12 protein-coding genes are annotated in these 14,667 nt (G+C 43.8%); all 12 read right to left on the minus strand.

Features of this window, described 5'->3' with window-relative positions; all coding sequences use genetic code 11:
- Window position 1: 1 nt before the first annotated feature.
- The 12 genes from zapD to amoC all read right to left on the minus strand — a co-directional run bounded on the left by zapD (window position 2) and on the right by amoC (window position 14,585).
- A complete protein-coding gene (gene zapD, locus AB0A83_RS19525) occupies window positions 2–772 on the minus strand; it encodes a cell division protein ZapD (RefSeq protein ID WP_150051373.1) in 771 nt (256 codons plus the stop codon).
- Window positions 769–1,380: a dephospho-CoA kinase gene (coaE, locus tag AB0A83_RS19530; protein ID WP_150051375.1), complete on the minus strand. Its 612-nt coding sequence runs from the start codon at window positions 1,378–1,380 to the stop codon at window positions 769–771. Before coaE ends, zapD begins: the two co-directional genes overlap by 4 nt.
- 1 nt (window position 1,381) lies before the next feature.
- Window positions 1,382–2,248, minus strand: coding sequence for an A24 family peptidase (locus AB0A83_RS19535; RefSeq protein WP_367155000.1), 867 nt, complete (start codon window positions 2,246–2,248; stop codon window positions 1,382–1,384).
- 72 nt (window positions 2,249–2,320) lie between these two features.
- On the minus strand, window positions 2,321–3,541 hold the full coding sequence (locus tag AB0A83_RS19540) for a type II secretion system F family protein (RefSeq protein ID WP_150051379.1): 1,221 nt from the start codon (window positions 3,539–3,541) through the stop codon (window positions 2,321–2,323).
- A 3-nt stretch (window positions 3,542–3,544) separates the two neighbouring features.
- Window positions 3,545–5,257: a type IV-A pilus assembly ATPase PilB gene (gene pilB, locus AB0A83_RS19545; protein WP_150051381.1), complete on the minus strand. Its 1,713-nt coding sequence runs from the start codon at window positions 5,255–5,257 to the stop codon at window positions 3,545–3,547.
- Between the two features lie 98 nt (window positions 5,258–5,355).
- Window positions 5,356–6,150: a response regulator gene (locus AB0A83_RS19550; protein WP_150051383.1), complete on the minus strand. Its 795-nt coding sequence runs from the start codon at window positions 6,148–6,150 to the stop codon at window positions 5,356–5,358.
- Window positions 6,151–6,156: 6 nt separating this feature from the next.
- Window positions 6,157–7,599 (minus strand): HDOD domain-containing protein, encoded by a 1,443-nt coding sequence (locus AB0A83_RS19555; protein ID WP_367155001.1) that lies wholly within the window; start codon window positions 7,597–7,599, stop codon window positions 6,157–6,159.
- Complete coding sequence (locus AB0A83_RS19560) at window positions 7,599–10,403, minus strand: valine--tRNA ligase (RefSeq protein ID WP_367155002.1); 2,805 nt, start codon at window positions 10,401–10,403, stop codon at window positions 7,599–7,601. Before AB0A83_RS19560 ends, AB0A83_RS19555 begins: the two co-directional genes overlap by 1 nt.
- A gap of 682 nt (window positions 10,404–11,085) precedes the next feature.
- Window positions 11,086–11,535, minus strand: a complete 450-nt coding sequence (locus AB0A83_RS19565; RefSeq protein ID WP_232056715.1) for a hypothetical protein — start codon at window positions 11,533–11,535, stop codon at window positions 11,086–11,088.
- 92 nt (window positions 11,536–11,627) lie between these two features.
- Window positions 11,628–12,872, minus strand: a complete 1,245-nt coding sequence (amoB, locus tag AB0A83_RS19570) for a bacterial ammonia monooxygenase, subunit AmoB (protein ID WP_150051389.1) — start codon at window positions 12,870–12,872, stop codon at window positions 11,628–11,630.
- Between the two features lie 92 nt (window positions 12,873–12,964).
- On the minus strand, window positions 12,965–13,714 hold the full coding sequence (gene amoA, locus AB0A83_RS19575; RefSeq protein WP_150051391.1) for a bacterial ammonia monooxygenase, subunit AmoA: 750 nt from the start codon (window positions 13,712–13,714) through the stop codon (window positions 12,965–12,967).
- Between the two features lie 118 nt (window positions 13,715–13,832).
- Window positions 13,833–14,585 carry a bacterial ammonia monooxygenase, subunit AmoC gene (gene amoC / locus AB0A83_RS19580; RefSeq protein ID WP_367155003.1) on the minus strand — a complete coding sequence of 251 codons (753 nt, stop codon included), beginning with the start codon at window positions 14,583–14,585 and terminating at the stop codon, window positions 13,833–13,835.
- Window positions 14,586–14,667: the final 82 nt, after the last annotated feature.

Here is a 14,667-nt window from a genome sequence, read left to right on the forward strand (position 1 = left end):
TTCACACGGCACAGCGCGCCAAATTGAATACCACGTCCTCTTGAGTTTGTACCGGACGATTCTCATCGGTAGACGGAAGCAAAAACCGAATACTAAACCTGTGCTTACCGCCACTGATTTCGGCAAAACAACCCGCCGCTTTAGGCACACCCACCCTAAGCAATTGAACCGGATGATTTTTATCCAACGCTAGTTGAAAAAATCCTGCGTGTGCAAGCTCTTGCCGCGGAACGCAACTTTGCCGGATGAATCCCAAAATCAAATCGATAGCCAATTGAATATCAACAAACGGCTGAGTCCAGGTTTCTAAATCCTTCTGCTGCTGTACCGCATCTTGTTCCAGCCAATAATGAAAAGCGGGCAAGTCAAACGAATAGGTCCCACCCGGGATTGCGCTACGTTGGGAAATACTTTGAAACAATCCGCTTTCTAAAACGCTAATGCCGATTTTACCGCTGGCATTATATAGTTTGCGGCTCGCCTGGCTCAGCTGGTCCAGTATGGTTTGCAACTTGTGGCGATCAACTTCCTCGCTCTGACTTAAATGCCCTAGCACTTTGGAATGGCGCTCCAATTCCTTGATTAATTCCGATTTCAAATCACTACGGCCGAAAATCGTCAGAATATCCAGCAAAGAATCGATAGCAGCCCTTTTATCGAATACCGAACCACCCGCCATAAAGTGGTTGAGTTGTTGAAACAATTGTTCCAAACGCATAAACACCCGAACTCTCTCGTTCAACGGAAATTCGTAGATCGTTTGTGTATTCAAGCCGGCGTAGTCCTTAAGTTGGCTAATGCAAGGTAAAATTGATGCAATTTTTTCACGCGGTCGGCAAGCAAGCTTTCGTCACCTGAATTTTCTATTACGTCATCCGCAGCTTGAAGCCGGAGCTGCCGGCTGGTTTGTACAGCCATAATTGCGCGCACCTGCTCCGGCTCGACATTATCGCGTTTCACTACGCGTAATACTTGCAACTCCTCGGAACAATCCACAACTAAAATGCGATCGATGGAGGCCAAATGACGCGTTTCCAATAATAAAGGGAGAGCGATGATGTAATATCCGCACTGAAAACTCCCTAGCTCCGATTCAATCTGCTGGTAAATTGCGGGGTGCATGATAGCATCCAGCGCTTTACGACGCGAGTGGTCGGAAAAAACGATGTTTCTCAACTGCAGCCTGTCTAACTCGCCGTTCGGCAAAATAATGCCTTCTCCAAACAGTTGAACTAGGCTATTCAGCAATGGCCGCCCCGGTTTCACTAACTCCCTAGCTACCAGATCAGCATCAATAACCGTTGCGCCCAATTGCGCAAATAAGCGGCAAACATAACTCTTGCCGCTGCCGATACCGCCGGTTAAACCGACCCGTAACATTCTATAAACCTGTAATACCTAGGTAGAATTGGTTGATTTCCCTACCGTAAATTAGCGCCAACCAGCCGGCCCCCGCCAGATAAGGGCCAAATGGGATGGGTCGGCTAATATCCTGTCGTTTCAACACTATCGAAACAACGCCGATAAGCGCGCCAACGAACGATGCAAGCACAATGATCAACGGCAAAAATTGCCAACCTAACCAAGCTCCCAACAACGCCAACAACTTAAAGTCGCCATACCCCATACCTTCTTTCCCGGTAAGCAATTTGAATAGCCAGTAAATACTCCAAAGGCTTAGATAACCGGCTATCGCTCCGATAATGGCGCTGTGACTGTCGGTATAAAGGGAAAACAAACTTAGCAATAAGCCTAACCAGAGCAGTGGCAGGGTGATGGAATCCGGTAGTAATTGGTGATCTATGTCGATAACACTTAACGCGATTAGACTCCAGGTCAGCAATAAAGCAAATGCCAGCGCTATTCCGTATCCAAAATGAAGGGCAACCATAGCGGACGAAATCGCGGTAAAAGCCTCTAATAATGGATAACGCCAAGTAATGTGTGCGGAGCAATTGGCGCATTTACCGCGAAGCAAAAGATAACTCAAGATAGGAATATTTTGATGCGGTTTGATTTCGGCTCGGCAACTTGGACAACGCGAGCCAGGCCAAATCAAGTTGAAAGCCTCGGCATCCTGTTCCGGCGGTAACTCCAAATACTCCAGACAATCTCTGCGCCAAGCCTTTTGCATCATCAGCGGGAGCCGATAAACTACGACATTCAAAAAGCTACCAATCATTAAGCCCAACACGAATGTCAGGCTCACCAGCATTAGCATGGATTGCTGCAAGGTTTCGACTAACATACTCGAATTTTGTAAAGATCCGGCCTTGAAATAATTGGAATTTTGCTTTGCGGCAGATTATGCGAACACGGCCTAACCAACCGCCGCCCCCAATTTGAAAATAGGCAAATACATCGCCACGATAAGCCCCCCGACTAAAACCCCGAGCACCGACATAATGATAGGTTCCATCAAACTGCTGAGATTATCGACCAAATTATCCACCTCCTCTTCGTAGAAATCGGCAACTTTATCCAACATACTATCGATGGAACCGGACTCTTCGCCGATGGCTACCATTTGGATCACCATATTAGGAAATAACCCCGTCTGAATCATAGAGAATTGCAATTGCTGACCGGTTGCCACGTCATCGCGCATTTTCATCACGCCGTCGTAGAACAAAATGTTACCGCACGCTCCTGCAACGGAAACCAACGCTTCTACCAGAGGAACACCTGCGGCGGACATGGTCGATAGCGTCCTGGCAAACCGCGCAATAGCGGATTTTTCCAAAATCATTCCCACCACGGGTATTTTCAACAACGTTCTATCCAAAAAGTGATTAAAAGGCCGAGAGCGTTTTTTAAAAAAACTAAAGGTGTAACCGGAAGCTCCTATCACACCGACAATAGCCCACCACCATTCTTGTATCCATCGGGACAATTCAATGACGAATTGCGTAAAAGCGGGCAAGTCGGCGCCAAACCCTTTAAACAAATCTTCGAAAACCGGTACCACAAAAATTAAAAGCACCGCAGTCACAATGCACGCAACCACCAAGACGGCTATCGGATAAGTTAAAGCCTTTTTTACTTTTTTACGAATGGACTCGGTTTTTTCTTTGTAGGTTGCAATCTTATCCAATAACGATTCCAACACACCGGCTTGCTCGCCTGCGTTCACCAGATTGCAAAACAAATCGTCGAAATATAGATTCTTTTTAGCCAGTGCCTGCGCTAAGGTATCGCCACCTTCAATATCGGCCTTAATGGACAACAACATTTCAGACATACTCGCGTTATCGTGACCTTTGCCGATAATGTCGAAAGATTGCACCAAGGGCACTCCAGCTTCCAACATAGTGGCTAATTGCCGGGCAAAAACCGCAATATCAGCACTGGTTATTTTCTGTTTTTTGGGCCCGAACAACGGCTTTGGCTTGGGCTTGATTTTAATGACCCTAACCCCGGACTTTCTTAACTCCGTCCGTGCAACCGCTTCACTTTTAGCGCTAAAAAGCCCCCCGGTCTTTTTGCCTTGTTTATCCAAGCCCTCCCAAAGAAAATCAATTTGATCGCTTTCTTTTGCCATGATTTAGTCCTTGGTTACGCGGTCGACTTCTTCCAGCGAGGTAATACCTTGCCGCACTTTCAACAAACCGGAAGCCCGTAAATCGTTGATACCTTCGGATTTTGCCAATTCAGCCATCTCCATCGAATTTCCGCCGCGAAGAATTAACGCCCGCATTTTTTCACTGATGGGCAACACTTGGTAAATCCCCACCCTACCTTTATACCCGTTGTTACAATGTTCGCAACCGACCGGCTCGTATAATTTGAATGTACCGATCTCCTCCTCGTTAAAACCAGCCGCTAACCAAACATTTGCAGGAAAATCGGCTTCCTTTTTGCAATGTTCGCACAACCTTCTCGCTAAACGTTGTGCCATAATTAAATTGACGGCGGATACGATATTGAACGGCTCTATGCCCATTTGCACCAAGCGGTTGATTGTCTGCGGAGCATCGTTGGTGTGCAGAGTGGACAACACTAAGTGTCCCGTTTGCGCGGCTTTTACCGCAATACTTGCAGTCTCTATATCCCTAATTTCGCCCACCATTATAACGTCCGGGTCTTGACGTAAAAATGCTTTTAGCGCTTCGGCAAAAGTTAGTCCTGCCTTGGGATTGACGTTTACCTGATTAATACCCTCCACTGTAATTTCGACCGGATCTTCTGCAGTGGAAATATTTCGTTCGACGCTATTCAGCAAGTTTAGCCCCGTATACAAGGAAACCGTCTTACCACTACCGGTGGGCCCTGTAACCAAAACCATTCCATATGGCTTATGTATGGCGTCTAAAAAATATTTTTGTTGCGCGGGTTCAAAGCCCAATTTTTCTATCCCGATTTGCGCACTGGTAGGATCGAGGATCCTCAATACAACCTTTTCGCCAAACAAAGTCGGACAGGTATTTACCCGAAAATCAATGGCTCGCGTCTTCGATAATTGCATTTTGATCCGCCCGTCCTGCGGCACACGGCGTTCTGCAATATCCATTTTCGACATGACTTTGATGCGGGAAATAATTCGGTTAGCGATCCCGATTGGTGGGCTTGCGATTTCAGCAAGGATACCGTCCGCGCGAAATCGAATCCTGAATCGCTTTTCGAACGGCTCTAAGTGGATGTCGGAAACCCCTTTTTTTATCGAATCCAATAGAATTTTATTGACGAAACGAACGATCGGCGCCTCGTCGATGTCGGAAGACGATACGTCTTCCGCCGGCTTTTCATCGCCGCCGGAAATATCGATATTATCTAAATCTTCGTCAAGTAAATTCCCCATTGTCGTATCAACCGCTTCCAAAGCAGCATCGATACAACGGACTAACTTATCTTCTTCGACGAGAATATTTTCGGTATTTAACCGCGTATGAAACTTGATTTCATCCAGAGCCTGGAAATTTGTAGGATCTGCAGTTGCAATAAACAAACGGTTACCGCGTTTGAATAGAGGTAACGCATGATGTTGACGAATTAGTTTTTCGCTGACTAATTTGACCGGAATCGACGTGAGGTCAACTGCGTCCAGATCCAGCAGTGGCACCCCAAATTCGCTAGACGCTAATTTGGCGATAGTTCGACTATCGACTTGCTTGTTGGCAACCAGATAGGTTACCAGTGGTTGTTTTTGTTTTTGGGCCTCTTGTGCGGCTACAGCTGCAGCGTCTTCGGTTAGCAAGCCTTGTTGGACTAAACATTTTGCTAAGCCACTAAAATGGATGTTAGGAGGAGCCGTCACCATATTTAAGTAATTTCTTCTAGTTGTGGCGTAACTATAGATGATTCAAGGATTTTGTCTACAGGTCTCACTGAGCACCGTCGCTATCACATAACAATCAACTACCCCAACAACTGCATAATTAAGCGCTTTACCGAACCCGGCTCAAAGGGCTTGTCCAAGATCGCCGATACACCTGCTTTTTCGATTGCCGCTAATCGATTTTGATTTTGCTCACTCGTTACCATCATAATAGGTACCATGGCTCGTTCAAAATCCTTCCGCATAGCCTGAACCATCTGCACACCGTCCATTTCAGGCATATGGTAATCGGTAACTATCAAATCGAAATAATATTCTCGGTAAAGTTGCAGACCTTGTTTGCCATTGGAAGCAGTCATTACACGTTCTATTCCAATATTGCTCAATACCTTGCGAATGTATTTAAGTGAAAACTCGCTGTCATCCACTAATAATACCTGCAAATCTTCTATATCAAAGTGTTGTATATATAGCTTTTGAGGATGTAGATATTCCACTGTAGCATATAAGGCCGTTTCCAACTCTCCCTGAGTAAAGGGTTTAGGTAATATAGCAATCGCACCAGCCTGTCTTATCGGTTCAAGATACTTAATGTTTGTTTCGCTCGAAATCAGCAAATAAGCCATATCGTAAGACTCGCTGTCCTTTCTTATAGCGTGGACTAAATCCACGCCCGTCATATCGGGCAAATACATACTACTAATAATTAAATCAGGTCTACCATGCTTCAATTGTGCCAATAATTCACTTCCAGTGCTTATATCTGTTACCGACTCAATTCCACAACTTCGTAAATGTTGTTTGATAATGAGAGCTTGGGTATGCGAAGGCTCGACTAAATAAATATCCAGCGTGGAAATTTCCTGTTCGTTCATATAGCATCAATGTCGGATTCGGTATAGTGTCAAACCAATTTGCACTTGTTTTACGAAGTGATTAACGATCGAGAAGTCTTCTATCGTCAATGGCCGATGGTGCACACCTCTATCACAATAAATCAATCCGATTGGTTTCATTTCGATTTGCACCGGAAATACAAAGCACTCATGTTTACCCATATGCTTTACAATTTGTGCCGTATAAAGCGATGGGTGTTCTTGCGGTTTGGCCCAAAAACCGTTTTTACTTTCTAATCCATGAAAAAGGATGTTTCGACCAGACTCCTCGTTTGTAAACTGAATCTTGTTAGAACCGCTAAGCTTGCTCCATCCTAACGATATTTTCTCTATTACTGAGGTCCTATTTTTATTTAATATCATAAACAGCGTCCTATCCATGTTAACGCCTCTATGAACACCCTCCAATACCATTTCTAGTAATATATTTATATCGATTGCCCCACTAACGTGCAACGCGATTTCTTGTAATATCTGTAATTGCAGATTCTTATAATCAAACTGTGCTTCCGATATTTTAGGCTCGATTTCCGTTACAGCTATTGATTCTTTACTAATATATTTCGAAGCATCATGAGCTCCAAATTGCTGAGCAATTTCAACTGCTTTTAAAGTACTCAAACTAACTTTAGCTTTAACTTGCTCTTTGGACAAATCCGATAGACCAGCCAATTCTTGCACACAATCCATTAATTCTTTAGACTCTTCCCCGATTTCTAAAGCCCCGCAAAGCTTTTCACTTAGCCTTACCAATTTAACTCTAATATCGTTAGTATCTTTGTTCGTCATAGCCGCCTCTATTAATCCACCAAGTCGCCATGATTGATTTAATTTACCGCCCAATTCCTCCAGAGTGAATCCCAAAACTCTTTTCTCAGCATCCAAAGAATTAACACCGACCTTAAGTAACTCTTGAATTTTCGCAGCAGCAGGACTATTCGAGCACCAAAAAGCGACTTTTCCAACATTCATCAACAAAGCAGCGACAAACACTTCCTCGGGCGATTTATCTCCCATTGATACGGCTAACTCTCTGGCCTGCACAGCGGAATGAATTGCCTTTGCGATTTCTCGATTTGCACATTCCTTATTAGCCGATGATAATATTGACTCAAAAAAAGAACATGCCAGCGTCAGCTCCCTGATCAATTGCATACCCATAATGACAATCGCTCGAGACACAGTGCCTATCTTTTGTCTCGAGGGGTTGTAATAAGGGCTATTGCTTATTTTTAGCAACTTAGCAGTTAGATTTGGATCCTGCAAAATTATAGAAGCCAACTCCATAGCCCCTTTATTGTTGTCGTCTAATGCCGAATAAATTTGTCCTGCGGTATGGGAAAAAATCGGCATTTTTTCAACTTGTAATGTATAGACCCATTCCTCTAGGCTCTGCGGGAGCGTGGATAAAGAGTCATGCCGCTTCATTATAAACTTCGAATTTTGATGACTTGCTCTAACAAGCCGGCATGAGACAGTTTCAACGTTGCGAGCTTTTCTCGCTCTTTAACAATTACCTCAACAGGTGCCTTTTCTACGAACGATGTATTAGCTAATTTTCCTTCTATTCTGGGAAGCTCTTTTTCAATCCGTTGAATTTCTTTTTCCAGCCTTGCCAATTCAGCAGACTTATCGATCAATCCGGCAATTGGTATCAATACCCGTAATTCACCAATTAATGCAATTGCCGCTTCCGGCGCATTCTCATTTAATTCTAAAATCGTGATGTTAGCTAATCGTCCTAATTTCAGTAAATAATCTGAATTCGCTAGCAACAGCTCGTGATCTTTTTCAGTGACGTTCTCCAATAGTATATCGAGCGGCTTTCCTGGAGCGATATTCATCTCCCCGCGAATTCGACGTACCGCCAACAAAAAATCCATGACCCAAGAAATGTGGATTTCCGCCTCGTTGTCCAGCAAGTAATTATCGGCTTCCGGGTAGGGTTGTAACATTATGGTAGGTGCTTTGATTCCTGCTAGCGGAGCTATCCTTTGCCAAATTTCCTCAGTTATGAAAGGCATGATAGGGTGAGTCAGACGAAGTAAACATTCGAATACACTCACTAGCGTTTGCCTAGTTCCTCTACGCAACAATTCGTCTTCAGCCTGCAATGTTATTTTAGCCAGCTCCAGATACCAGTCGCAGTATTCATTCCAAGTAAACTCATAAATTGCTTGCGCCGCCAAATCAAACCGGTACTGATCGATTGCATCTCTTGTTACGCCGATTGTGCGATTTAATCTCGATAATATCCAACGGTCGGCTTGGCTGTATCTACAATCGACATTATTAGCTGCGTTTTCTTCTCCTGCCGTATTCATTAATACATAACGCGCCGCATTCCATAGCTTATTGCAGAAATTACGGTAGCCTTCCGTTCGTTGTAAATCGAATCTTATATCTCGTCCGGTTGAAGCCAATGAAGCAAACGTAAATCGCAAAGCGTCTGTTCCGTAGGATGGAATGCCATTGGGAAATTGTTTCCGTGTGGCTATTTCTATTTTTGGCGCATCTCTAGGCTGCATCAAGCCAGTGGTACGTTTTTTTACTAGCGTTTCAATATCGATTCCGTCAATGATGTCTATAGGATCAAGCACGTTGCCCTTTGACTTAGACATTTTCTGGCCTTCCGCGTCTCGAACCAGACCATGAATATATACCTCACGAAAAGGCACATCACCCATAAACTTTAGGCCCATCATGATCATCCTTGCCACCCAAAAAAATATGATATCGAACCCGGTCACCAACACACTTGTCGGATAATGCTCAGCCAACTCGGGAGTTTTGTTCGGCCATCCCAGTGTCGAGAAGGGCCAAAGCGCCGAGGAAAACCAAGTATCCAATACATCACCATCCTGCTGTAGCGGATAATCGTGACTCAAATTATGCCTTTCTCTAATTTCCGATTCGCTTCGACCTACATAGATATTGCCTTTTCCATCATACCAAGCAGGGACACGATGACCCCACCAAATTTGCCGGGAAATACACCAGTCTTGGATATTGCGCATCCATTCGAAATAGGTATTTTTCCAGTTATCCGGTACGAATTTTATTCGGCCGGACTCTACTGCTTCTATAGCGGGCCCTGCTAACGGTGCAATTTTGACGTACCATTGATTAGTTAAGTACGGCTCAATAACAGCTCCCGTCCTATCCCCGCGTGGCACCATAAGCTTATGATCAACTATTTTTTCCAATAAATTCTGTGCCGACAAATCGGCAACGATTTGCTTCCTAGCTTCAAAGCGATCTAACCCGATGTAGCCTGATGGAATAATCTGGTATTCGTCGTTATCGCGTATGGTCGCATCGGGCGTAAAAACATTAATCAATCCGCCATAAGGTTGTTCAGATATTGCCAGTGTTTGCTTATGACGCCCCCACACTTCGTAATCGTTGAAATCATGTGCAGGAGTAATTTTGACGCAGCCCGAACCAAACTCAGGATCGACGTATTCATCTGCAATAATAGGAATAAGTCTTCCGGTCAGCGGTAATTCTACCAACTCGCCAATTAAATGTTTATAGCGCTCATCACCTGGATGCACAGCAACGGCAGAATCGCCCAACATCGTTTCCGGCCGTGTTGTCGCCACCACCAAGTATCCGGAGCCGTTGGATAATGGATAACGAAGATGCCACATTGAGCCATTTTCTTCTCCCGACAGAACTTCCAAATCTGAAACTGCCGTATGTAATACAGGATCCCAATTTACTAGGCGTTTACCGCGATATATAAGACCCTCTTCGTACAATTGAATAAATACTTCTCTGACGGCATCGGACATTCCTTCGTCCATCGTGAACCGCTCTTTTGCCCAATCGAGCGAAGACCCCATTCGCCTTAGTTGGCGAGTAATCATTCCGCCGGATTGCTTTTTCCACTCCCAGATTTTATCTACGAATTTATCCCTACCAAACTCATGACGCGTCTTCCCTTCTGCGTTTATCAATCTCTCCACGACCATTTGCGTTGCTATTCCGGCATGATCTGTTCCGGGTTGCCATAGAGTATTGCAACCTTTCATTCTATGGTATCGACTCAACGCATCCATTATTGTGTCCTGAAACGCATGCCCCATGTGCAAGCTACCGGTCACATTCGGTGGTGGAATCATGATGCAATAAGAACTCCCATTGCGGTTCGCAGCAAAGTATCCTGCTTCTTCCCATACTTGATACCAACGTTGTTCTATTGCATGAGGCGAATAAATTTTATCCATAATTTTTTAATACTTATATAATATAAATAAGGATTCAGAATTTTTATTAAATTCACACACTCAACTAATCATCAAGCCACATATATTCAAAGCATTAGCATTATTTTCCTTATATATCTTAAAGCTCGACAATGGCTAAACAGCTTTCAATTATTGCTTTTTAATACAAATATAAATAATACAAAAATCGAACCTAGAAATAATACCTACCCTTTAAAACAATCAAGTAGCCCTACCCAATACGATTTACTTAGAAATATCCGAATCTCATTCAGAATTGTAACCCGCACATTCCGCACACTGAAGACGCAAACCAATCAGTTACATATCTTAATATTGGAGCACCATTTGTTTTTGAAACAATCAAGATCGAAAGCCTCCCTTTATCAACCTCCAACAATCATCGCTTTATCAGATTTCGTTTTTATTCTTATGTTTTGAGCAGGGCAGTGAAATACTCAAATTTAATACGTACCTTTAATACACAAGTCAACATGCGAGTACTCGCCAAGCCTTTGTTCACCTGACCTAAGCAAAACTTGCGTATAGCGAGACAAGTAAAACTTTTTATAAATTTTTCGATTTTTTGCCGTGCAAATGCGATTTTCGGAATAAGCAGGCACACTTATCTATCTTGTATTTTAGTTAAGCTCTAGTAGTAATTTTAAAAAACCTTATCGCATCATTTTGCCTGTTTTTGCTCGGAAAGGGACTCTTCCCCTGCAGTTACGATTCCATTTAAACATTCAACAACACTTTGCGCATAATTTGCTCGCGCCTCTGCTAACGATTTTGCAGATCCGAACGCAACCGCAAGCTCTTTTATTTCACCCACAGGGTCTGTTGATTCGGCTAACTTCATCATTCTAATATAGCTTTCATATGCTTCTTTTTTGCGTGGATCCAACGGTGTAAAACCGGGCATTTTACTACTCGTTTCCATGACTACACATTTAGCCATCTCATTTATATCAACTTTATAATCCATTACATCTTGATCTTTTTTTAGCTGCTCCATCACTGCGGCTTCATATTCGCTTTTCTCTTGGCATCCTAATAACCCCAATAACACAGCAACGACAACTATTTTTTGCATGATTTTGTAATCCATCCGGTTAAATACAATATTCATTTATTTGGTCTACAACAAAAAAAAGCCCCCGCTACCTAGATGGTAGCGGAGGCTTATTCTGTCCTAATTGACTATTAGAACACCTTCATTTATTAGATGAAAGTTGGAATCAGCGGAGCGTCAACAGTTACCATTTGACGTGTTCCGTTTTCATCCCAGAAGAACAACAAACCAGCGAAACGGCTATCTGGGTCGTAGATCAAGTCAGCCAGACGATATACTTCCCAAGCAGCGTCAGAAGCAGTAACTTCAACGGTGCGGGTTTCGCCTGGAGCAAGCGGACTGTTATCGCTAACGGTCAAACCTTCTTCAGCCAACAAGTCATCTGGATAGTTGGTATCGTCTTCGTGAACAGCAGGATCCAAGAAGCGAACACCTGCAGTGTTGAACTCACCCAAACGTACTGCTGAATCACCGTTATTGGTAACGGTTAAAGTCATTTGCATTGCACGACCAGGTACGCGATAAGTCGCGTCGTCAACTTTAACTGAAACAGTTGACTCAGGCATTTGGTAAGTTTTCATGCCACGCAACAAACCAGCTTGCAGTGGAGTGGTCACAGGATACTTTTCGTTGGTAGCACCCATTGACGCAGCAACGATAACCATGGTACCAACACCGAACAACATACCGACTTTTTTATCGCCAGAGCTGATCAGAGTGTCTGCTTTGCCAGTGCTTACAGCAATGTGACGTGGAACGAACATTGGGCGTTTGATCCAGAACAGCAACCAAGCGAACGCAATGCCAAACCATACTGCGTGCCAGAAGTAAACGTTATCCAGCGCGTATTTTTCCAGATCAATGGTTTGACCGGTCAAAGTAGTTACTGGGTTAACGAATTGGCTCATTGAACCGGTAATGGTTACCCATTTTCCTGGCCCGATGATAGGACCACCGCCCTCAACGTTCATCATAGAGTGAACGTGCCAGTCACCTGGACGACGTGCTTTCAACAGTACTTTGAACTCATAAACTTCGCCCAATTCCAATGAAACTGAACGAGGAACCAACTGACCACCAATCCAAGAACCTGCACGGATAAATACAGGGCCTGGGATACCTACGTTCAAGAAGGATACTTCCGGTTTATCAACAGTTTCCGGCCATCCTGCAAAAACCAGGAACTTACCAGAAATAGTCATGGTTTCGTTCACAGCCACTTCTTCTTTTGACCAGTTCAAGTCAAACCAGTGGATAGTACGCATACGCATGAACGCAGCCTGTGATTTTTCACCGTGAGCAGAAGCTGCTGGCGCGTAGAACATCGCTGCTGTCAATGAGATCAGCAGGGCGACAAAGGACAGTTTTGCAACTTTGTCTTTAATTATTTTCATATTTCCTCCTCTATTACTAGAGAACCTTGTAATTTTAAGATCTTCTGGCAACAAACCAAACATGCCAGTCGTTTATCAACAAAATCTTCGAATTAAGAAGCGTCGTCGGCGATAAAGTCGGTTTTAGAAAACCAACGACCGAAGAAGTGCCACAAGAAGTAAATGATGATAGAAACGAATCCAGAGAAGAACGCTGATACAGGCGCAACGTCTTTACCGAAAGTTCTTAAAGTACCTTTCTCTACCATACGGATGTACTCAGGAGTACCAGTACGTACATAGTGATAACCTTGCAAGTCCGCCAAAGTCATCATCATGCCGTTGTACTCTACAGGCACGTGCAGAGGAGCGATAACCGGCCAGTTACCTGGATAGAACAACAGACCGTAAGCCAAACCACCAACTACCGCTGTCAAAGTCATGCTGCTGCCCAGCATCAGAATGACGTCCAGAACGATTGCACCTGGCAACAAGTTTGATGGGAAGCAGATGTTTACTGGGAAATATGTCCAGCCCCAGAAATTGAAGTAGCGGTTAATCCACTCACCAACCATCAGAGCAACCACAGACAAGGTTGCACCAACTGGTAAACGGTATCTCCACCACAAGCAAGCTTGAACAGCCGCAGGGAATGTAATGGAAACGATAGGTGCTACAGTAACCCATAGACGTCTATCTTTCCAGTCGGTCCAGAAATCCCAGTCACCACCGGTCAACATGTAGTGAATGTGATAACCGCCCAAAACTGCTGTAAACAGTGTAAAGAGAATCATCCAGTCAAACGCACGGGAAACTTGCACCGCTTCCGCACGTGAACGTACAGCTGATTGAGATGCGCTCATTAGCTTACCTCCTAAAGAATTAAAATTATTTTTTATTACTTTTCTTACCTTATCTCGTCCTGCCTATAAAAGCAGGACAAGAAAGGAGATAGTATTTTACTTTTACAACTTAACTAAATTAAGCCAAGTCTTTTTTCAGCAATTTCGCAATTGCCATTACTTCAGTGTTCACAACACCCATTACAGCCAGAGCAGCCCAACCAAAGAATACGAAACCGTAGTGCAATGGAGCAACAAACAACTCTTCCATAAACCAGAAGGTGTGACCCCACTCATTCAAACCAACGTTTGGCAGAATCATGAAAGGTCCGATAACTGCAACCAAGTACATCAAGTGCAAACCTTCATGATAGGTTGGCAGTCTGGTTTTTGCATACATGAAAGAAGCAGTACCAGTAATGATGTAGATTGGGTATGACAGATAGAATTCGATGATATGACTTGGAGTGAAGTCGGTATCACGAACGATTGTTTGGTGCCAAGTACCATCTTGCTCGGTGAAGTAAGAAGCACCCCAGTAGATTGCCCAGCCGTAGCACACCAACCAAATCCAGTGTGTGAAATGACGGCGCAGTTCTTCACGTGGAGTGATTGACATCACTTTACGATCACGAGTTTTCCAGATATAGCCATTGATACCTGCGAAAAACAGTACTTCCAGAACGATCTCGGTATATAAGAAGTTCATCCAGTATGTTTCAAACTCAGGCGCGAATGAGTCAAGACCAGCGGACCAGCCATAAACGCCTTCATACCAACGCACCCAGGTGTAAAACACTTGATAAAGAAGAATACCTAGAATTAGGTTTCTTTTGTTCAAAAGCGGTGCTTCCGCAGCATCAGCCTTAACTGATTCAGTTGTAGCAGCCATTTCTACCTCCTAAAAGATTTAAAAATTTCCGGAAAATTCCGAAAGCTCTTTTTATACATTTCCATCTATCGAATCGTAAAGT

The organism is Methylomonas sp. HYX-M1 (assembly GCF_040741385.1).
In the GTDB taxonomy this organism is placed as follows: domain Bacteria; phylum Pseudomonadota; class Gammaproteobacteria; order Methylococcales; family Methylomonadaceae; genus Methylomonas; species Methylomonas rhizoryzae.